The sequence below is a fragment of the Streptomyces sp. NBC_00386 genome (assembly GCF_036063235.1).
Lineage (GTDB): Bacteria > Actinomycetota > Actinomycetes > Streptomycetales > Streptomycetaceae > Streptomyces.
Genome location: NZ_CP107950.1, coordinates 4,380,553 through 4,400,441 on the forward strand (window position 1 = coordinate 4,380,553; position 19,889 = coordinate 4,400,441).

14 protein-coding genes are annotated in these 19,889 nt (G+C 71.9%); 7 read left to right on the forward strand and 7 right to left on the reverse strand.

Going from position 1 to position 19,889, the window contains the following annotated elements:
- Positions 1-143 precede the first annotated feature (143 nt).
- Together OG780_RS19205 and OG780_RS19210 are read left to right on the forward strand one after the other, a co-directional pair.
- Positions 144-917, forward strand: a complete 774-nt coding sequence (locus tag OG780_RS19205; protein WP_328449812.1) for a Clp protease N-terminal domain-containing protein — start codon at positions 144-146, stop codon at positions 915-917.
- Between the two features lie 93 nt (positions 918-1,010).
- A complete protein-coding gene (locus OG780_RS19210; RefSeq protein WP_328449814.1) occupies positions 1,011-2,702 on the forward strand; it encodes a bifunctional 3'-5' exonuclease/DNA polymerase in 1,692 nt (563 codons plus the stop codon).
- 108 nt (positions 2,703-2,810) lie between these two features.
- Here the strand turns inward: OG780_RS19210 and OG780_RS19215 are convergent, their stop codons facing one another.
- From OG780_RS19215 to OG780_RS19225, 3 genes are all read right to left on the reverse strand, one after another.
- Positions 2,811-6,893, reverse strand: coding sequence for an AfsR/SARP family transcriptional regulator (locus OG780_RS19215; protein ID WP_328449816.1), 4,083 nt, complete (start codon positions 6,891-6,893; stop codon positions 2,811-2,813).
- 428 nt (positions 6,894-7,321) lie between these two features.
- Positions 7,322-8,236 carry a glycosyltransferase family 2 protein gene (locus tag OG780_RS19220; RefSeq protein WP_328449818.1) on the reverse strand — a complete coding sequence of 305 codons (915 nt, stop codon included), beginning with the start codon at positions 8,234-8,236 and terminating at the stop codon, positions 7,322-7,324.
- A gap of 113 nt (positions 8,237-8,349) precedes the next feature.
- Positions 8,350-8,775: a DUF3052 domain-containing protein gene (locus OG780_RS19225; protein WP_328449820.1), complete on the reverse strand. Its 426-nt coding sequence runs from the start codon at positions 8,773-8,775 to the stop codon at positions 8,350-8,352.
- Positions 8,776-9,120: 345 nt separating this feature from the next.
- Here OG780_RS19225 and OG780_RS19230 point away from each other — a divergent pair, with 345 nt between their 5' ends.
- Entirely contained in the window at positions 9,121-10,683 is a 1,563-nt protein-coding gene (locus OG780_RS19230) for an APC family permease (protein ID WP_328449822.1), read from the forward strand.
- 96 nt (positions 10,684-10,779) lie between these two features.
- Here the strand turns inward: OG780_RS19230 and OG780_RS19235 are convergent, their stop codons facing one another.
- Both OG780_RS19235 and OG780_RS19240 read right to left on the reverse strand, forming a co-directional pair.
- Positions 10,780-12,393, reverse strand: a complete 1,614-nt coding sequence (locus OG780_RS19235; RefSeq protein WP_328449823.1) for an MFS transporter — start codon at positions 12,391-12,393, stop codon at positions 10,780-10,782.
- Positions 12,394-12,616: 223 nt separating this feature from the next.
- Positions 12,617-13,108, reverse strand: a complete 492-nt coding sequence (locus OG780_RS19240; RefSeq protein ID WP_328449824.1) for a MarR family winged helix-turn-helix transcriptional regulator — start codon at positions 13,106-13,108, stop codon at positions 12,617-12,619.
- 504 nt (positions 13,109-13,612) lie between these two features.
- Between OG780_RS19240 and OG780_RS19245 the strand changes: the two genes are divergently transcribed.
- The 4 genes from OG780_RS19245 to OG780_RS19260 all read left to right on the forward strand — a co-directional run bounded on the left by OG780_RS19245 (position 13,613) and on the right by OG780_RS19260 (position 16,535).
- On the forward strand, positions 13,613-13,963 hold the full coding sequence (locus tag OG780_RS19245; protein ID WP_328449825.1) for a hypothetical protein: 351 nt from the start codon (positions 13,613-13,615) through the stop codon (positions 13,961-13,963).
- Between the two features lie 201 nt (positions 13,964-14,164).
- The gene (locus tag OG780_RS19250; protein WP_328449826.1) at positions 14,165-14,314 is read left to right on the forward strand and encodes a hypothetical protein; all 150 of its coding nucleotides are present in this window, start codon (positions 14,165-14,167) and stop codon (positions 14,312-14,314) included.
- Positions 14,315-15,511, forward strand: coding sequence for an acyl-CoA dehydrogenase (locus OG780_RS19255; RefSeq protein WP_328458244.1), 1,197 nt, complete (start codon positions 14,315-14,317; stop codon positions 15,509-15,511).
- A 283-nt stretch (positions 15,512-15,794) separates the two neighbouring features.
- The gene (locus OG780_RS19260) at positions 15,795-16,535 is read left to right on the forward strand and encodes a beta-ketoacyl-[acyl-carrier-protein] synthase family protein (RefSeq protein WP_328449828.1); all 741 of its coding nucleotides are present in this window, start codon (positions 15,795-15,797) and stop codon (positions 16,533-16,535) included.
- Positions 16,536-16,881: 346 nt separating this feature from the next.
- On the opposite strand, the gene OG780_RS19265 is transcribed toward OG780_RS19260, so the two are convergent.
- Positions 16,882-19,173, reverse strand: a complete 2,292-nt coding sequence (locus tag OG780_RS19265; RefSeq protein WP_328449830.1) for an FtsX-like permease family protein — start codon at positions 19,171-19,173, stop codon at positions 16,882-16,884.
- Entirely contained in the window at positions 19,170-19,844 is a 675-nt protein-coding gene (locus tag OG780_RS19270) for an ABC transporter ATP-binding protein (protein ID WP_328449832.1), read from the reverse strand. The genes OG780_RS19265 and OG780_RS19270 overlap by 4 nt, the downstream gene beginning before the upstream one ends.
- Positions 19,845-19,889: the final 45 nt, after the last annotated feature.

The following is a 19,889-nucleotide window of genomic DNA, read 5'->3' on the forward strand; positions in this document are numbered from 1 at the left end:
ACCCGTCCACGCTCCCCCTCCGAGGACTCCCCGGACTCCCCGCCGATGCCACGCGGACGTTCCGCACCACGCAGGAGCGTCAACACCGCGCAAGGTGTCAACTCCGGGTTGACACTCCCGCACTGTCAACCTAACGTTGACACATGACGACGAACTCACCAGGCAAGGCATCCGTGCGTCTCGACGACCTCATCGAGGCCATCAAGAAGGTGCACAGCGACGCGCTCGACCAGCTCCAGGACGCGGTGATCGCGGCGGATCACCTGGGCGACGTGGCCGACCATCTGATCGGGCACTTCGTGGACCAGGCCCGGCGTTCGGGGGCGTCCTGGACGGACATCGGCAGGAGCATGGGCGTCACCCGGCAGGCCGCGCAGAAGCGGTTCGTGCCGAAGGCGGAGGCGGACCTCGACCCCAGCCAGGGGTTCGGCCGCTACACCGAGCGGGCCCGCAAGGTGGTCATGGTCGCGCACAACGAGTGCAAGGCCCTCGGCGGCACCGAGGGACTGCCCGAGCACCTCGTCCTCGGCCTGCTCAGCGAGCCCGACGCGCTCGGCGCACGGGCGATCACCGCGCAGGGAGTCTCCCTGGACGCCGTCCGCGAGGCGGCCGTCGCCGCGCTCCCGCCGGCCGCCGACGAGGTCCCCGAACTGGTCCCGTACGGACCGGCCGCCAAGAAGGTCCTGGAACTCACGTTCCGCGAGGCCCTCCGCCTCGGCCACAACTACGTCGGCACCGAGCACATCCTGCTCGCCCTGCTGGAGTTCGAGAACGGCGAGGGCGTTCTCAGCGGCGCGGGCGTCGACAAGGCGGCGACCGAAGCGCACGTCGGGCGCATGCTCACGGAGCTCGTGGAGCTCCTGGAACAGAAGGAAGCGCAGGCGAAGACGGAGGTCCGGTCCGAGGAGCGGCCGTAGCGGCGCCCGAAGGACGCCCGAAGGACGCCCGAAGGACCGGGAGGTCCGCGTGGCCGGACGGCATTGTCAGACCCCCCTGCGAGACTCGGAGGCATGACCGAGCGCTGGGCTCTCGCGCCGGCCGAGGACGGTGGCGTCGAGATCGCCGCCCTCGGCCCGGACGGGCTGCCCGCGGGGGAGGTCCGCCGGGAGGCGGACCTCGCGGAGGCCGTACGGGCCCGGCCGGACGTGAGCCGGTGGGTGTGGCGGTCGACGGCCGATGTCTATCCGCGACTGCTCGCCACGGGGGTGCGAGTGGAGCGGTGTTACGACATGGAGGCCTCCGAGACCCTGCTGCTCGGACACGAGGGGCGGCTCGGCGAGCCCCGGTCGGCGGCCGCCGCGCTGGCGAGACTGCGCGGCGGCCCCGTGCCGCCCGACCCGCCGCAGCGTTCCGCCGAGCCCGGTTCGCAGTCCTCCCTCTTCGAACCCCGCCCGGTGCACGTGCCGCTGGCGGATCTCCTCACGGTCTACGCCGACCAGCAGCGTCGCCATGGCGCGACCGCTCACCCGGACCGCATGCGACTGCTGACGGCCTCCGAGTCCGCGGGAATGCTGGTCGCCGCCGAGATGAACCAGTCGGGGCTGCCGTGGAGCGCGGACGTCCACCGGGACGTGCTGCACGAACTGCTCGGCGAGCGGTACACCGGAGGCGGTGAGCCCCGGCGCCTCGCCGAGCTCACCGACGAAGTGTCCGCCGCGTTCGGAAGGCGGGTCAGACCCGACCTGCCGGCCGACGTCGTCAAGGCGTTCGCGCAGGCCGGCATCAAGGTCAAGTCCACCCGGCGGTGGGAGATCGAGTCGATCGACCATCCGGCCGTGAAACCGCTGATCGAGTACAAGAAGCTGTACCGGATCTGGGTCGCCCACGGCTGGTCCTGGCTCCAGGACTGGGTGCGCGACGGACGGTTCAGGCCCGAGTACCTGCCGGGCGGGACGGTCACCGGACGCTGGGTGACCAACGGCGGGGGCGCGCTCCAGATCCCCAAGGTGATCCGGCGTGCCGTCGTCGCCGACCCCGGCTGGCGGCTGGTCGTCGCCGACGCCGACCAGATGGAGCCACGCATCCTCGCGGCCATCTCCCGCGACCCCGGCCTGATGGAGGTCGCGGGCCGGGAGAGCGACCTCTACCAGGCGGTGTCGGACCGCGCGTTCTCCGGCGACCGGGCGCAGGCCAAACTCGCCGTGCTCGGCGCCGTCTACGGCCAGACCTCCGGCGACGGCCTGAAGAACCTCGCCCTCCTCCGCCGCCGTTTCCCCAAGGCGGTCGCGTACGTCGACGACGCGGCCCGCGCGGGCGAGGAGGGGCGCCTGGTGCGGACCTGGCTGGGGCGGACCTGTCCTCCGGCGGCCGGGACGGGCGACGGCAGCGGGGAGGAGGCGGGCATCCCGCAGGACGATCCCGTCGACACCATCGTCGACCAGGGCTGGGTACCGGGTTACGCGTCCTCCGACTCCCGCGCCCGCGGACGGTTCGCGCGCAACTTCGTCGTGCAGGGCAGTGCCGCCGACTGGGCCCTGCTGGTGCTGGCGGCACTGCGCCGCACCTGCTCCGGGCTCGCCGCCGAGCTGGTCTTCTTCCAGCACGACGAGGTGATCGTGCACTGCCCCGCCGAGGAGGCCGACACCGTGGTGGCCGCCATCCGCGACGCGGCCGAAGTCGCGGGACGCCTCACGTTCGGGCAGACACCGGTGCGCTTTCCCTTCACGACGGCGGTCGTACGGTGCTACGCGGACGCGAAATGACGCGGTCGGCCCGCCACCGGGCGGTCTGAGACGCAGGCCGCCTTCACCGTCGGTCGGCCCGCCGCCTTCACCGTCGGTCCGCCCGCGCTTCACCGTCGGGTCCGCCCGTCACCGGGTGGTCTGCCGTGCCAGCAGCTCCCGCAGTTCGCCGGTCACCGGGCTGTCCGTCTCCTCCAGGGCCTCCAAGGCCGACGTCCACTCCCGGTAGGCCGCTTCGGCGTCGCCGCGTTCCCGCAGCAGCAGGCCCGCCTGGTGACGGGCGAGGCCTCCGGTGTACCGGTCGGCACGGCGGTCGGCGCGGCAGCGCAGCAGATCGCACTCGCGCGCGGCCCGTTCCCACTGACCGACACCGCGCAGGGCCCGCACCAGGCCGAGCCTGGTCTGTGACTCGCCGTGCCAGTCGCCGTGGCCGCCCAGGATGCGCAGGCTCTCCTCGAAGTGCGGTACGGCGGCGGCCGGTTCGCCGAGCGTGAGGTGGGCGTAGCCGATGTTGCAGTGCGCCGAGTGCCGGATGATCACGTCCTGTACGGCGTCGCCGATGGCCAGGCTGCGCTTGTGGTGGTCGATGGCGGCCCGTGGATCGGTGTGCTCGTACAGGTTGCCGAGGTGGCTGTAGGTGATGGCCTCCATGTGCGGGTCGCCCAACTCCCGCGAGAACTCGAGGCTTCGCAGCAGAGCCTCGCCGGACTCGGCATGACGGCCGAGGGATTCCAGGAGCATGCCCCGGTTGTTCAGCGCCCGCCGCTGACAGGAGCGCACCCCGAGGCGGCTCCAGATCGCGAGCGCCTCGTCGTTCAGGGTGAGGGCCTCGCCCACCCGGCCCGTCATGAAGTGCAGGCCCCCGAGGTCGCCGAGCGCGTACGCCTCGGCGGCCTCGTCGCCGAGCAGACGCGCCGCCGCGAGCGCGGCCCGCTGAAGGACCTCCAGCTCGGCGACGCGGCCACTGCGTTGGACGTACGGGTTGAGCAAGCGGGCCAGCAGGGGGAAGTACGGCGAGCCGTGCGCGTGCCGCTCCGCGAGCGCGACCACGTTCGCCAGCTCCGTGTCGCCCCAGGCGAAGGCCTCCCGCCCGGAGCGGAACGGGGGCGTGGCCGCCACGTCCGCCGCGTGCCCGGACGGCTGCGAGGGGGTCGGCCTGCCGCGGTCCTCCCTGTCGAGACCGGGTTCGAGGATCGCCTCCAGCGAGCGGGCGGCGACACCGGCGTACCAGCGCAGGGCACGCTCGGCGACGACCGCGTCATGACCGGGAGGTACGGCACCGCCGTGACCGCCCGGGAAGGCCGGACCGTCACCACCGGAACCGGCGGCGAACTCTCCGCCCCGGACGGCGACGGCCGCACCTCCGGGAGCGGCCCCGGTAGCCGCGAGGCCCGCGCCGACACTCGCACCGACACCCGCACCCACGGCCGCTGTCGACGCAAGCGCTGCCGCTGCTGTCGCTGTCGCTGTCGTGAGGACGCACTCCGCCGCGCCCGCGATCTCCCGGGCGAAATCCCGTACGAGATCGTGCGGCGCGTACCGCCCGTACGCGGTCTCCTCCAGGAGGGCGACATCGACGAGGCGGTCGAGCGCGGCCTCGGCGCGACGTTCGTCGGTGCCGGTGAGGCGGGCGACGAGGGCGGCTCCGTAGGCGGGCAGGTCGAGCGCGCCGATACGGCACAGGGCGAGCGCCGCGTCCCGGTCGGCCTCGCGTTCGGAGGCGCGCAGCGCGTCGTGCGCGACGGCGAGCGAGCGGCGCACGCTCAGGTCGTCGTACTCCAGATGATGCAACCGGCCTTCCGTAGCGGCCAGTTGACCGGCGAGAACGTCGGGGGTCAGCGCGCGGCGGGCGGCGAGACGGGCCGCGACGACGCGCAGGGCGAGCGGCAGCCGACCGGTGAGTTCGACGAGGGGATGACCTCCGTCGAGTCCGTCCCGGCGGCCGGAGACCGCGCGGAGCAGGGCCGCGCTGTCCTCGTCCGTCAGCGGCGCGAGCGGGAAACGGTCGGCGCCGTCCAGCGCGGTGAGCGGCGAGCGGCTCGTCACGATCACCGCGCAGCCCGCGCCGGCCGGCAGCAACGGCCGCACCTGGGCGGCGTGCGCCGCGTCGTCCAGCACCATCAGGGTGCGGGTGGGCGCGAGCATCGACCGGAGCAACGCCGCGGCCGCGTCGGGGTGTTCGGGGATGCGCCGGGGTTCCGCCCCCAGGTCGCGCAGGAGCGCGGCGAGCGCCTGACCGGCGGTGAGCGGGGTCATGCCGGGGGTGGCGCCGTGCAGGTTGACGTACAGCTGGCCGTCGGCGAAACGTTCCCGCAGTCCGTGCGCGACATGCAGCGCGAGCGCGCTCTTGCCGACGCCCGCCATTCCGCTGATCACCACGACACGGGGCAGCCCGGTGACGGGGTCACCGCCGAAGGGGCGGCCGTACGCCGCGCCCCGCGTATCGCCGTTTGCCCGACCGGAGTTCACCCCGGCGGGCGCCCGGCCCACTGCCCCACCGGCTGTCCCGCCGATCGCCGGGCCGGGCGCCCCGGCGATCGGCGTGGCACCGAATCCGGGCGCCATGAACACACGGGCGGATGCACGGGCGGACGCACCTGCGGATGCTCTCGCGGTGGGCCCGCAGTCCGGGTGTGCCGGGTCCTCCGGGTGCGTGAGACGCACGGAGTGTTCCGGGTCCAGGATCTGGAGCAGCCGGTCGCGGACGTCCTCGCGTCCGGTGAAGTGTGCCGGGGGCGGCGGGAGTTGGGCGGGACGGGGAGGCGAGGTGATGCCCTGTTCGACCCGGGCGGACTCGGCCGCGGACTCGGCCGCGCCAGCGTCCACGTCCCCGCCACCGTCACCGTCGCGGTCCCCGCCACCTTCACCGTCGCGGTCGGCGTTCCCGTCCCGGCCACCGACGCCATCGCCGTGCAGGCCGACACTTCCGTTCCGGCCACCGACCTGGCCACCGTTCCCGAACCGGCCCCCGTCGCCGTCGCCGCCACCGTTCCCGCCCTGGTCACCATCACCGCCGACCCGGCCGACATTCCCGCCCCGGCCACCGTCGTCCTCGCGGCCGACGCTCCGGCCGGTGTCCCCGTCGCTGCCCCTGTCCCTGCCCCTGTCCCTGTCGGCGGCCACGGTCCCGTCACCGTCGCCGTCGCTGTTCCGAGCCCGATCACCGTCCCTGTCCCCGTCGCTGTCGCCGTCGCCGCTCCAGGCCCAATGGCCGCCCCCGTCGCCGACCCTGCTCCGAGTCCGGTCACCGTTGCCGTCCGCGCTCCGGTCCCGGCCCTGGTCACGGCCGTCGTACCGCCCCTGGTCGCCGTCCCTCTCCCGGCCCTCGTCCCGACCCCGGTCGCCGCCCCCGCGCCCCGCACCGCCCCGGGGTCCGCTCCCGCCCGTGGCGCGGTCTCCGGCGTCAGACCCGCCCGAGGTCGCGTCGTCGGCGTGGACGTCACCGGGGACCCGGTCGTTGTCCCGCAGGATCTCCAGGTGGGCCCTGCGCACGGCCGGTCCCGGCTCGATGCCGAGTTCGTCGAGCAGGCGGGCCCGCAGGTCGCGGTGGACGGCGAGGGCCTCGGCCTGGCGTCCGGTGCGGTGCAGCACGAGCATGAGAAGCCGGTGGAACGACTCGCGGAGCGGATGCTCGGCCGTGCGGGCGGCCAGTTCCGGTGCCAGCCGGTCGAGCCGGGAGGCCGCCGGGTCGAGGCGCAGCTCCGCCTCGTACCCCCACTCCAGGACGAGCAGCCGGGCTTCCTCCAGCCGCTGGACGAAGGCGTGCCCGCCGGTCTCGGGCGGCAGGCCGCTGAGCGGGGTGTCACGCCACAGCGCGAGTGCGGCGGTGGACTCGCGCAGCGCCCGCTCCCAGTCACGCTCGGCGTACGCGTCGCGCGCGACGGTGGCGTGCCGCTCGAAGACGCGGACGTCCAACTCGCCCTCGCCGACCCGCAGGACGTATCCCGGCGGTACCGCGCGCAGGCGTTCCGGATCATCGAGGAGACGGCGCAGCCGGGTCACGTGGTTCTGGAGGGACGCCTGGGCGGAGACGGGTGGGGCCCCGCCCCACAGCGCGTCCCTGAGCACGTCGACGGAGACGACCCGGCCCGGTTCGAGGAGCAGCGCGGCCAGCAGGACACGCATCTTCCGGCTGCCGATCGAGCCGATCTCGCCTTCGGCGCCGTACAGGACCGGCGGCCCCAGCAGCCCGAACCGCAGCCCGTTCCGCATCACGCCGCCCCATCGCCTCTCCGCCCGGCCGCGCCGGCCGCGCACCACGGCGGTTTCACGCCCTCCCAGGACGAGTTCACGCCGATCAAGTGATCGTTCCCGAGGGAACCGTTGGCCTCATGTTAGCGATCCGTTGGCGCAGGCTGATTTGATCATTTCATCGGATCTGGCCCGACGGTGCGCGCGTACTACGCGTAACTCGGGGGAGTGTCGCCGCCGCGGCCGGATCCGGGGACGTGAGAGGCCCCGGTCGTCGAGGTGATCGACCGGGGCCTCCGTCCGTATGAAATTCCCGTGCGGGTTCCGTACGGAATCCCGTACCGAACCCCCGCACGGAACCCGCACAAGAACCCTCGTACCGCACCCCCGGCAGGATTCCCGTGGAGGAATCCCGCACAGGACCGGCGTACGGGACCGGCGAGCAGGGTTCAGATGACCGGCGGACGACCGAGACGGGTGAGCCGCCAGACCGTCCGCCACCGCATCGGGCGCCGCTCTCCGCCGGAACGCCGCAGCCCTTCCGCGAATCCGCCGAACCAGGCCCTCAGCCCGCCGGCCGACCGCGTCCGCAGGAGCGTGAGCACGATCCAGATCCCCAGGTGCACGGGGATCAGCGCCAGGGGCAGGCGGCGGCGGGTGAGCCAGACCCGGTTGCGGGCGGTCACCCGGTAGTAGATGGCGTGCCGGGCGGGCGAGGTCTTGGGGTGCTGGAGGAGCAGTCCGGGCTCGTACAGCACGGTCCAGCCGGCGTCGATCGCCCGCCAGGCGAGGTCGGTCTCCTCGTGCGCGAAGAAGAACTCGGCGGGCCAGTCCCCCGTCTCGGCGAGCATCGGCATGGACAGCGCGTGACCGCCCCCGAGGAAGCCGGTGACCGGCCCCCCGCGCATGGGGTCCTTGGCCCCGACCCTCGGCACATGGCGGCGCTGCGTCTCCCCGTGCTCGTCGGCGATGCGGAAGCCGACTATGCCGAGCCGCGGCCGGGCGGCGTACAGATCGCGCACCTTGCGCAGCACGTCGCCGTCCACCAGGAGACCGTCGTCGTCGAGTTCGACGACCACGTCCACGTCCCCGAACTCACGGAGCCGGCTCAGGCCCACGTTCCGGCCACCGGGGCAGCCGAGGTTGTCGTCCAGTTCGACCGTGGTCACCTCGCCCGGCAGGCCGAGACGTTCGGCGAACTCCGGCAGCGGGCAGCCGTTGCCGACGATCACGATCCGGGTGGGGGCCACGTCCTGCTTGGCCACGGAGGTGAGCAGCGCGTCGACCTCGACGGGCCGGTTGCCCATGGTCACCACGGCAACGGCGATCCGTGGCCCCTCCTCCGCCTGCGACACGACACCCACCCCATCCCGGCCGACAACTGTGCCGCGATGCTAGTCGTTCACCGGGACGACCCCTCACGTACGCCGTGAGGTCCGCCGCGCGTACATCCTGATCTAGGCGCATACGTCCGTGTTCAGGGGCGCCTGTTCTCCTTGCGACGGACGAATTTCAGCCCCGACCAGTCCTCCCCCAGGGCCGCCACCTTCACGTCGACGACACCGAGGGGCAGGAAGAGGTCCCGCAGATCGTTCTCCGTGATGTCGCTGCGGTGCCCGGCCGCGCGGCGGGGCCGGGCGATCCACAGCATGGCCTCGTCGGACAGGCCGGCAACCAGTCCGGCCGCCTGTGCCGCGAGCCGGGCGCGCTCCCGGAAGAAGGCGACGGTGACGTCCGCCCCCTCCGGGCCGCTCTCCCCGACCTCGCAGTCCTCGGGCAGCCCGGGAATCTCCCAGTCCCGCGGGCCGTGGACGAGCCGTACCCGGTACCCCGCCTTGATGCCGATCTTCCGGGCCAACGGGGTACCCGAGTACCCGCCGCCCGCCGCGCTGGATCCCGTCATCCCCGCAGGATGACACCGCCCGGCCGACCCGTGTACGCGCCCTGACGTCGAGGTGCTCGACGACGGGCGGGCCGGCCATCCGGTTCCTCAGGCCCGCCCGGAACTCCTCCATCGCCGGCAGCGGGTTCTCCGTCCCGTCCGACGCGCGGGAGCGCGAAGGTGTGACAGCCGCCCCGGACGCGGCTCGACTACCGGTTGTCGGCGAGCGGGTTCATGCTGGTGGGAGCGGCCCGGTCTCCCGGACGTCCCCGGTGATCCCCGGGATGCGCGAGGCTCCCCGGGCCGGGGACAGCGTGCGCCCGGTCCACCTCGGCGGGCGGGCGCCACCAGGTTCCGGAGGGCGTCATGAGCTCACCATCCGTCCCGCCGCCCACGCCACTGCCACCGCTGGGCCCCGGGGCCACGGACAAGGGTCTCAAGGGCGGCGCCCTGGGCCTGTTCTCCAGCACGGTGATCGGGCTGGCCTCCACGGCCCCCGCCTACAGCCTCGCGGCGACCCTCGGCATCATCGTCGGCATCGTGGGCTTCCAGTCGCCGATCGTGATCGTCCTCGCCTTCGTCCCGATGTTCCTGATCGCCTACGGCTACAAGGAGCTGAACCGGGCCGATCCCGACTGCGGCACCACGTTCACCTGGGCGGCCAGGGCCTTCGGCCCCCGTACCGGCTGGCTGGGCGGCTGGGGCATCGTCGCGGCCGACATCATCGTGATGGCCAACCTGGCCCAGATCGCCGGCGCGTACGGCTTCCAGCTCGTGGGCGCGGACGGGCTGGCGCAGGACACGTTCTGGGTGACCTTCGTCGGCGTGCTGTGGATCGCCGTCATGACCCTGGTCTGCTACATCGGCATCGAGCTCTCGGCCAACCTCCAGAAGGCGCTGCTCAGCATCGAGATCGTGGTGCTGTGTCTGCTGGCGGTGACCGCGCTGGTCAAGGTGTACGGCGGCACGGCGCCGGACGTCTCCTCGGAGATCTCGTGGTCGTGGTTCAACCCCTTCGAGATCAACTCGTTCGACGACCTGACCAAGAGCATCCTCGCCGGAGTGTTCATCTACTGGGGCTGGGACACCGCGGTGTCCGTGAACGAGGAGACCGTCGACCGCGACCGCACTCCCGGCCGCGCGGCCGTCATGTCGACCGTCATCCTGCTGCTCGTCTACCTCATGGTCACCACGTCCGCGCAGGCCTTCGCGGGGGTCGGCGAGCAAGGCATCGGCCTGGGCAACCCGGACAACTCCGGAGACGTCCTCTCCAGTCTCGGCGCCGAGGTCTTCGGCACCGGGGGCTGGGGCACGGTCGCCACCAAGCTCCTGATCGTGATGGTCCTGACCTCGGCGGCGGCCTCCACGCAGACGACCATCCTGCCGACCGCCCGCACCACGCTGTCCATGGCCGCGTTCAAGGCCATCCCGCAGCGCTTCGCCCGCATCCACCCCCGGTTCCTGACCCCGACCTGGTCGACCGTGGGCATGGGCATCGCCTCGATCGTCTTCTACGTCCTGCTGACCAGGGCGAGCGAGAACGTGCTGGCCGACTCCATCGGCTCGGTCGGCCTGATGATCGCCTTCTACTACGGGCTCACGGGCTTCGCCTGCGTCTGGTACTACCGCAAGGTCCTCACGCGCAGCCCCCACGACCTCTGGACGCGCGGGATCATGCCGGGCCTGGGCGGCCTGATGCTCCTCTACTTCTTCGTCAACGCCTGCTTCGTGTACGCCGCCGCCGACTACGGCAGCACCTCGTGGACCCTGCCGTTCCCGCCGCACTGGCAATTCGGCGGCGTCTTCGTCACCGGCGTCGGCGCCCTTCTGCTCGGAGCGGTCCTGATGCTCCTGTACAGCGCGTTCCGCCCGTCCTACTTCCGCAAGGAGACGATCCCTGTCTCGTCCCACGACCGGGACGGCCACTGACCCGCACGTCAGGGGTGCGGGTCAGGACAGCGGTGAGCCGCCCCGGTGGCGCGGGGGAAGAGATCACAGTGGCGGGGTTCCGGAAGGACGGTGGCGTCAGGCCGACGCGCCCACCGCGACGTCCGGCAAACCGTCGGACCGCGCTTCGCCGTCCGCGTCGACGTCCGGCGGAATGGTCGACAACGCGCTGGCGTGCAGATCCTTCGTACGCAGCATCGTGAAGCCGATGACCGCGGCGATGAATCCGAGGATCGCGCTCAGGGTCATGGCGCCGTGGAAGGCGCTCATGAACGCGTCCTGCCCGGTGGTCAGCACCTTGTCGTGCAGGGGGCCCGAAGCCTTGGCGACGGCGTCGAGAGAGCCGGCGCTGATGCCGTGCGCGGCCTCCTCGGCGGCGCCGTTCCCCATCTGCCTGCCGACCGCGGAGGAGGTGAAGTCGTCGACCACGCCGTGCTGGAAGTACGCGCCGACGCCGGCGATACCGACCGCGATGCCGACCTGCTGGAAGGTCTCGTTGATGCCGGAGGCGACACCGGCCCTGGCCGGTTCCGTGACGCCGATGGCCAGCGCCGCCCTGGCCGGGTTGAAGGCGCCCATGCCGAAGCCGGAGATGACCAGCGCCGGGACGAGCACGGTCCAGGACGAATCGGCCTCGGTGAGGTTCAGGAACAGGATGCCGACGGCCATGACCGCGGTCGAGCCGCCCAGCAGCACCCGGAAGGGGACCTTGCCGATGAGCCCGCCGCCGAGCGCGCCGGCGACGAACATCGCGCCGGTCAGCGGCAGGAACCGCAGGCCCGTGCCCCAGGCGTCCACGTGCAGCATGTTCTCCAGGTAGCTGGTCTCGAAGAACACCGACGGAAGGGCTCCGGCGTTGCCGATCATGGCGACGAGGGAGATGCCCACGAAGGTGGGGCTGCGGAAGAACGCGAGGTCGATCAGGGCCCGCTCGCCCAGCCGGCGCTCGATGACCACGAAGAGCACCAGGAAGAGCGCGCTGGCCGCGTACAGACCGAGCGTGGTGCCGCTGGTCCAGCCCTCCACGGGCCCGCGGATGGTGGCGAAGACCAGTGCCCCGAGCGCGATGCTGAAGGTGGCGAGACCGGTCCAGTCGGTGGGGTGGGCCCGTTTGTTGAGCGACTCACGCACGCGCAGCGCACCGACGAGGAGGGCGAGCGCACCGACCGGCACGTTGATGTAGAAGATCCAGCGCCAGGACAGCGCGTTGATCAGCGAGCCGCCGATGAGCGGGCCGGTGGCGACGGCGAGACCGACGGCGGCGCCGAACGCGGTGAAGGCGGTCGCCCTCTCCTTGCCGTGGAACTCGTGACTGAGCATCGCCGGACCGACCGCGAACATGATGGCGGCGCCGACACCCTGGATGGCGCGGAACCAGCTCAACTGCCCGGATCCGTCGGCCAGACCGCAGGCCAGCGAGGCGACGGTGAAGATGGCGAAGCCGACCTGGAAGACCTTCTTGCGGCCGATCCGGTCGGCGAGCGAGCCCGCCGCCACCAGGAAGATCGCCAGCGTCAGGGCGTAGGCGTCGAACACCCACTGCAGGTCGGCGAAGCTGCCGCCCAGGGACCGGTGGATCTGCGGGAGCGCGATGGAGACCACGCTCAGATCGAGCATCAGCATGAACGAGCCCAACGCGACGATCCCGAGTGTCCACCACCTAGTGGGCGACGGAGCGCGTTCTGCGGACATGCGAGAACCTTCCAATCGACGGGATCTTTAGATAATAGAAATCTAGATGATCGGAAAGCAACACGTCAACGTTCGTGACGTTCGGTAGCGGCCGGCGGGTCGGCCGGACCGGCGGCCTGCCCTTCGCCGGAGCACGGTCACCCGGAGCGACAGCCGCCGGGAACGACAGAAGCCCGCGGCGCCGTTGACACGGCACCGCGGGCTTCTCGGTGGGAAGCGGGCGTCAGTCGGAACAGACGGAGGCGGGCCAGCGGCCCGCCATCAGGACGCCGAGCATCCTGCGCAGCGCGTCGCGCTCGTCCTCCGCGAGTGCGCCGAAGAACGCCGACTCGACCTCCGTGGCCACCCGGTCCGCCGTCGCGAGCGCCGCACGGCCGGAGTCCGTGAGGATCAGGTTGTAGCGCCGCCGGTCGGCCGGATTGCGCCGGCGCTCGACATGCCCGTTGCGTTCCATCTCGTCGATCACCGTCACGACCGTGGTCGGATCGAGGTTGAGCAGCCGGCTCAGGTCCTGCTGCGAGAGCTCGGGCCCACCCGCCAGGGCGGCCAGCACGAAGAAGTCGCGGATGCGCATACCGACCCCGGCCAGCGCCTTCTCCACGTCCTCCACCAGCACCAGCCCCGCCTTGTGCAGCAGGTAGCCGGGCCGCTCGGCGATGAGGAAGTCCTTCCGGGGGGACGCCCCGTGCTGCTCGGCGTTACCGCTGCGCACCATGAGCCGACTCCTTAGATCGTGGCAGTCTCCACTATCGAAGATACAACGGTTCTCCCGACGGGTAACCCCTCCCCCAGCACACTGAGCAGGGAGTGCCGCCGGCCTCGACGGCCACGCGGGTCGGGAAGTGCGACCAGTCGCCCCATCAGCGTTCCGGCCCCGCGCTCGGCGCATGTCGGAGTCTTGGTCAGACAGACGGTGGCAGACTGGCGGCACATCGAAACTCCGGCTGGCGTGGGCGACTTGGCGGTCACCTGGGCCAACCGGAGTTCCGTTGCTTTCGTGGCGGTCTGCCGGCAACGGGCCACGTGCCGCTTGCCTGCAGCTTCACATGATCACCCGGGCCCTGGGCAGGTGCTGCCGCCTCGCGACCCTGCAGACGGCGCCTGAACAGCAAGTATTCGCTTGCAGGGACGGGCCACGGCGGTGAGGATCGTCGGTTGTCCAGGTCTTGGGCACCCGGTCGGCCATGCCCATCGCGGTGTGTCATTCAAGGAGATCACCATGGCAGCCGCGGACATGGCAGACGAGACGTCCTGGTATGCGGTGCGCTGCGTGTTCCAGTGGGATGCCTGGGACGGCACACCGTACGAGGAGCGCCTGACGTTGTGGCAGGCCGTCTCGATGGACCAGGCCATCGCCAGGGCCGAGGACGAGGCACGAACCTATGCCGGGGAAAACGGCCATCGTTACCTGGAGATGGCCCAGTGCTATCGCCTGGCCACGGCAGGACGGCCGGACGACGGCGACGAGGTCTTCTCGCTCTTGCGCGACAGTCCCCTCGGCAAGGAAGCGTATCTGGACCACTACTTCGATACCGGGCACGAGCACCAGGGCACCCCGACCGAGGACTGACGGCCGCACCGGGTCCGGGCTGCGAAGCATTATGGGGTCAGCCCCCAGCGGATGTGCCCGCTGAGTCGCTGCCCGGCCTCCGCCCCATGAGTCGATCCTTCTCCCAGGATCGACCTCCTGGATGCCCTCTGACCAGCCGACGGGCTTGATCACCAGGACTTTGAATCAGCCCTGGATCTCCGGGCCGCCGAGGACATCCTCATGCTGACCAGGGTGATCGTCCGCCGGGGCATGAACGTCGCGGTGAGCGAGAGCACCCAGGTCTGGATGATGCTCGCCTGGATCGGCGGGGACGCCGAACAGCAGGAGAAGCACGCGGCCACGATCCTGGGCACCGGGGTCGTCCCCTGACTGGCCTACTCCGAGCCTGAACACGGCGCCGACCTGGCCGCCAACCGGTTCACCGCCACCCCGGACGGCGGACAGTACGTCCTGACCGGCGAGAAGTGGCCGATCAACCGGGGCCGGACCTCCACCCACGTGGTGCTGCTCGGAACCACCGGCGACGAGACCACACCGGCCAAGCGGCAGCAGTCCATGTTCCTCGTGGACCGGTCGCAGATCCTCTCCGGCGAGGTGACCGGGGTCCCCCGCGTCCCCACCTACGGCCTGCGCGGCTGCGACATCAGCGGAATCGCCTTCGACGGCGCCCGGGTGGACGCCTCGGCCCGGCTCGGCGCCGAGGGCGAAGGGCTCGAACTGGCCCTGCGCGGCCTCCTGATCACCCGGACCTTCTGCACCGGCCTGTCGCTCGGCACGGGCGACACCATGCTGCGGACGGTGACCGGGTTCCTGTCGGAGCGGGTCCTCTACGACGGCCCCGCCACCGAGATCCCGTACGTCACCGAATCCCTAGCCAACGCCTACCTGAGCCTGCTCGTCGCGGAGTGCGAGAGCCTCGTCGCGATGCGCGGACTGCACCTGTACACCGAGCAGTTCAGCATCTGGGCGAACCTGGCGAAGGTGCGGGTGGCCCGCCTGGTCGACTTCAACAGCAAGGCGCTGACCCGCACGCTGGGCGCCCGGTACTTCATGCGCGCCGCCGAACACGTGGGCACCTTCCAGAAGATGCTCCGCGACGGCGCCGTCGTGTCCGTCTTCGACGGCAGCGAGCCGGTCTGCCTGGACAGTCTCGCGCTCCAACTGCCCGCCCTGGCCAAGGCACATGGGCACACCCCGGACGAGGACTGGCGGGCGCTGTACGACCTGCGGGCCGAACTGCCCCTCTTCGAGCCGCACCGGGTGAGCGTGTTCGGGCGCGGCAGGGACGCCACGTTCGCCGGCCTGCCCGCGCTGATCACCCGCCTCGCGGAGGTGTCACCGTCCGCCGGCTGTGACGCGGAGCGGCTCGCCGACCTGCGCGGCCGGGCCGAGGAACTGCGCCACGAACTCGACGCGCTGCTCGCGCGGGTCGACGAGGTGCGGCGGTGGAGCGCCGGGCTGCCCGCGCGGCCGTCGGCCTCCGCCAAGTCCACCCCGCCGCGGCTGATCCGGGTGGCGGAGGAACTGAGCGCCCTGCACGCCAAGGTCGCGGCCCTCGGCGTGTGACTGTTCAACCGGGACCACCTCGACGAGTTCTTCGCCGACGGCGAGTGGCTCCAGGCCGCGCTGGCCCGCCGGCAGGTCCACCAGTACGAGTCCGGCGGCCTCGACCCGGCGACCGCCCATCGGCTCTTCGCCCAGCTCGACTCCCAGTACGCCACCGACGAGTTCTTCTCGATCCGCCGGACGCGCATGGCCGCGCCCGGCGCGCGCGAGGCCCGCCGGGGCCACGCGGCGAACGCCGCCTGACATTCCCTCACTGCCGAACACCGGAAGGTATCGACCTGCGATGAGCACCACCGACATGACGATCGACGAAGTGAAGAGGGTCCTCCTCGAAGCGGTGGCCACCGAGGCGGACGTCCCCGCCGCCGAGCTGGCGACCGACCGGCCCTTCATGCGGGCACTGTCGCAGCGGGCCGACGACCCGGCGTCCGCCTGCCGCCCGTACGACGCGGACCGTGACGGGATGGTCCTCGGCGAAGGCGCGGGCATCCTCGTCCTGGAGTCCGAGCGGCACGCACGCGAGCGTGGCGCCCGGATCTACGCCGAGCTCGCCGGGGTGGGCATCTCGTCGGACGCGTACCACATAGTGCAGCCGGAGCCGAACGGCACCGGAACCGTCGCGGCCGTCCGCACCTCGCTCGCGGACGCCGGTGTGACCCCCGCGGACGTCGCGCTCTTCAACGCCAACGGCACGGCGACCGGCCCCGGCGACGCGTCCGAGGCGCGCGCGGTGCAGGCCGTGTTCGGGGACGCGGAGCGGGGTCCGGCCCTGACCGCGAACAAGTCGATGACCGGGCACAGCCTCGGTGCGGCGGGCGCGATCGAGTCGATCACCACGATCCTCTCCCTGTACCACGGCCTGGTGCCGCCGACCCGCAACTTCACCCGTCTCGACGAGGGGCTCTCGGCCGACGTGGTGCACGGCAGCCCGCTCAAGCTGGGGCCCGAGCAGAACGTCGCGGTGAAGAACTCGGCCGGGTTCGGCGGCCACAACGTCAGCCTGGTGCTGACGCGTACGGCATGAGCCGGGACCGGGAAGACCCGTACGGCATGAGCCCGGACCGGCCTGCGGCTGTGCGCCGTCACCCCCTTCACCTACGTCGACGCCGGGGGCCTGGACCAGGCGCGCCGGGTGGAACGGATGGCGCTGTCGGGGGTGAGCTCGGCGGGGGTGTCCGCGGCATGACACGAGGCGGCAGCGGGCCGGCGCCCCGAACCCTGTGCGCCCAACAGCGAAAGGCCGTACAGCTAAAGGGCCGTACGGCGAAGGGGCCGCCCGGCCCACGGCCGGACAGCCCCTCGGCAAACGTTTCGGCGGCCTTGCGACCGGAGACCACCGGAGCGGAGTCGGTCGCGCGGGGCCGCCCCCGTCAGTCCCGGCGGATCAGCTCCGGGTCGATGCGGCGGCCCACCAGTGGCAGTGAGCCCACCGCGGCCATCGCCACCACACCCACCGTGGCGAGCACGAGCAGGGGCACACCGTCCGTGTCCCAGCGGATCGCGCCGCCACCGGTGATCAGGTAGCTGGACTCGGCGAGTTTGCCCGAGACCAGGGCCAGGACCAGTCCGAGACCCAGGGGCAGCACGACCTGGGCGCACTGGACGGCCCGCATGGTTCTCGCCCGCGCGCCGATCAGCGTCACGGCGGTGACCTGGGCACGGCGCTCGACGGCCCGGTCGGTGACGGACACGAGGAAGGCCGCCACCCCGATGACCAGACCCATGATCATGCCCAGGGCGAGCAGGGTCTCGACCACGGAGATCTGCTCCAGGCCCTGGATGTTCAGTCCGACCAGCTCGATCTCGGCGATCGGGGCGACGGCGGCGATCCCGTCGAGGACGGCACGCACCCGTCCGGGGTCGGAGTCGCCGGCGAGGAGAACCTCGGCGTCGCGGGGGCGGGCGCCGGCGGGGAGGGCGGACGGCGGGACGAGGAGCTCGGCGCTGCCGACGGCGGAACCGGAGTACCCGCTGTAGACGACCTGGCCCGCGGGCACGGGGATGTTCAGGCGCTTGTCCCGCCCGTCGCCGTCACGGAAGCGGAACGGGAAGGACGTGCCGGTCCGCATGTCGGATCCCACGCTCGAGTTGGGGTCCACCAGGCGCAGCACCTTGCCGTCCACACAGCCGTCGGTGTGCGCGGTCATCCGTCGCAGGTCCGCGCAGGTGCCCACCAGGGCCGTGGCCGACGAGAGGACGACGCCGGGCTCACTGGTGTTCAGGTCGACCCAGGAGTTCATCAGAAGGGCGTGTGCCCGGACCCCGGACACCTCGTCGAGATCCCGCTGCTGTCGTGTGCTGAGTCCCGACAGGGGCAGGGAGTAGTCCTGTACCGCGCCGGACGGGCGGGTGACCTGTTCCAACTGGATGAGGACACCCTGGGCCAGTGAGGCGACGTAGACGAGCAGGACGAGGCTGGTGACCACGCGCATCGTGCTGCCCGGCTCGGCCTCGTTGCGCCGCATCGCCAGGTTGAGCGTCAGGGACCCGGTGGTCCGCGCCACTCGTCTGGCCAGCGCGTACGACAGCAGCGGCAGCGTCAGCACCAGTCCGACTCCGGTCAGGACGACGCCGGCGACCACCAGCAGCGCGTTGACACCGAGGCTGGAGGCGGGATGCCCCATCAGGCCCGTGGCGCAGAAGCCGCACACGATGCCCAGGCCGCTGAGCAGCAGCAGGCCGACCCACTTCGACGGGGGCCGCGGTACCGCCGTGCGCCGCACCGCGAGCGGGTTGGCGGTCGCGTCCCGCGCGCTCCTGCGGCTGACGAGCCAGGCGAGGACCGGGCAGCCGACCAGGCAGACGGCGATCGTGACGGCGGACAGGGCGCCGTCACCGGGATACCACCTCAGCCCCGGCAGACCGGCCCGTGCCATCACCTGGTTGAGCACCCAGTACTCGCCGAGTCCCAGCACCGCGCCCAGCAGCGCCGCGACGACGGTCTCGGCGGCGTTCACCCGCTGGGTGCCCTTGACGCTCAGGCCGAGCAGCCGCAGGGCCGCGAGGCGGCGCATCCGGCTGGCGGCGGAGAGCCGGGCGCAGACCGACAGGAAGATGACCAGGGGCAGCAGGACCAGTGTGGCCAGGGCGAACCGCACATCGGTGAGAGTGGACGGCTCGACGGCCGGGAACGGCGCGTAGCTGTAGCCGAACCCCTTCAGGGTCCGCCCCTCACGGGCCAGCGTGGCCCGGTCGGTCCCGACGTAGGCGTAGAGCTCGTCGGGATGGGCGAGTCCGGCCGGACCGATCACACCCGCCTCGCGGCCGGGCAGCAGGCCTTTGACGCCGGGTGCGGAGCGCAGCAGGTCGTGCACGCGCGGGGAGACGAACACCTCACCGGGAGAGGGGAGTTCGCTCAGCCCGGGAGGCACCTGCCGCGGGCCCCCGGTGCCCTCGGCGACGAACACCCGGGTGAAGGACCGGGAGCCGTAGGCGTCGTCGCGCTGGAGGACGAGGGTGCCGTTCGCCGGCCCCTTGGCGGAGGTGATGGCCTGGCGGGCGGCGGCGCGGCCGTCGTGCGCGTCGAGGATCGCCGGAACGGTGAGGACGAGGGCGAGGCAGCAGACCCCGACCGAACCGCCGACGGCCATGAGGTAGAAACGTATGCGGTTGCCGCGTCCCGCCCCGAACAGCAGGCGCAGACCGAGCAGGAACTCCCTCACACCGCACCCCGCGGGCTGAGGACTCCGTCGGCCATCGTGTAGTGGGTGTCGGCCTGGGCCGCGACGGCGGGGTCGTGCGTCACCAGAATCACGGCGGTGCCCTGCGACCGGGCCAGGCCGAGGAACTCCTTGAGCACGGCGGAGGCGTTGGCGCTGTCGAGCGACCCCGTCGGCTCGTCCGCGAAGACGATCGCCGGCCGGTGCACCAAGGCACGCGCGACCGCGACACGCTGGCACTGCCCACCGGACACCTGCCCGGGACGGCGCTCGCGCAGCTCGCCGAGCCCGAGGCGTTCGAGCACCTCGCCGGCCGCCGCGAGTGCGGGGCCCTTGCGCTGTCCGGCCAGGCGCAGAGGCAGGGCGGTGTTCTCCTCGACGGTGAGTTCCGGCAGCAACTCGCCGTACTGGAAGACGAATCCGAACCGTTCCCGACGGAGCGTGCTGATCTCGTCGTCGCCGAGACCGCCGAGCGCCCGCCCTTCGAACCGCACCTGACCGCGCGCGGCGGGCAGAACCCCGGCGAGGCAGTAGAGCAGCGAGGACTTTCCGGAACCGCTCTGTCCGGTGATCGCCACGACTTCCCCGACGGACACCGAGAGATGGGCGTCGAGAACGGCCGGCTGATTGCCGTAGGAGAGGTCGACTCCCGTGGCGACAAGTATTTCTGACATGCTGTTGGCTTCCCCCAAAGAAGCGTGCGGGCCCAGGAAGACGTC

Bases quoted from the DNA above. Each gene is read 5' to 3' on its own strand.
- OG780_RS19210 (WP_328449814.1), top strand. From the start codon at position 1,011: ATGACCGAGCGCTGGGCTCTCGCGCCGGCCGAGGACGGTGGCGTCGAG.
- OG780_RS19230 (WP_328449822.1), top strand. From the start codon at position 9,121: ATGAGCTCACCATCCGTCCCGCCGCCCACGCCACTGCCACCGCTGGGC.
- OG780_RS19270 (WP_328449832.1), bottom strand. From the start codon at position 19,844: ATGTCAGAAATACTTGTCGCCACGGGAGTCGACCTCTCCTACGGCAAT.
- OG780_RS19240 (WP_328449824.1), bottom strand. From the start codon at position 13,108: ATGGTGCGCAGCGGTAACGCCGAGCAGCACGGGGCGTCCCCCCGGAAG.
- OG780_RS19215 (WP_328449816.1), bottom strand. From the start codon at position 6,893: ATGCGGAACGGGCTGCGGTTCGGGCTGCTGGGGCCGCCGGTCCTGTAC.
- OG780_RS19235 (WP_328449823.1), bottom strand. From the start codon at position 12,393: ATGTCCGCAGAACGCGCTCCGTCGCCCACTAGGTGGTGGACACTCGGG.
- OG780_RS19225 (WP_328449820.1), bottom strand. From the start codon at position 8,775: ATGACGGGATCCAGCGCGGCGGGCGGCGGGTACTCGGGTACCCCGTTG.
- OG780_RS19260 (WP_328449828.1), top strand. From the start codon at position 15,795: ATGAGCACCACCGACATGACGATCGACGAAGTGAAGAGGGTCCTCCTC.
- OG780_RS19245 (WP_328449825.1), top strand. From the start codon at position 13,613: ATGGCAGCCGCGGACATGGCAGACGAGACGTCCTGGTATGCGGTGCGC.
- OG780_RS19205 (WP_328449812.1), top strand. From the start codon at position 144: ATGACGACGAACTCACCAGGCAAGGCATCCGTGCGTCTCGACGACCTC.
- OG780_RS19250 (WP_328449826.1), top strand. From the start codon at position 14,165: ATGCTGACCAGGGTGATCGTCCGCCGGGGCATGAACGTCGCGGTGAGC.